General features: G+C 60.3%; 1 pseudogene. It reads left to right on the top strand.

The features are described from left to right. Positions 1–48: 48 nt before the first annotated feature. Positions 49–305, top strand: a pseudogene (locus CK944_RS22745) (hypothetical protein); the annotation flags it as partial.

Genomic DNA, 305 nt, shown 5'->3' with positions numbered 1-305 from the left:
TTCCTGCAGGTTGATGTCGGAGAACGCACTCAATCCGCTGTTGCTACAATGGTGCGCGGACAGTTCAGCTATGGGCTGAACTTCTCGAAATACGAAGATGGCCGATCAGGCGCGGCCAGCCTGACCTATGCCCTGCCCATCAATGCCCCCGCGACCCTTCGGCTGGGCCCATCGCTTGGCTTTCAGGACGACGAGGACGAGGGCAGCGATGTGACCGCCGGTCTGCGGCTGGTGGCCGAGCGTTATGTGCCCACGGATTTCGGATCAGCCTATTTTCTGGGGGATTTCAGCACGGTCAACCGCTC

This window comes from Paracoccus sp. SY, from assembly GCF_002901215.1.
GTDB lineage: Bacteria > Pseudomonadota > Alphaproteobacteria > Rhodobacterales > Rhodobacteraceae > Paracoccus > Paracoccus acridae.
Note: the sequence above shows the minus strand (reverse complement) of the source record. Positions and strands in the feature narration are given on the sequence as shown.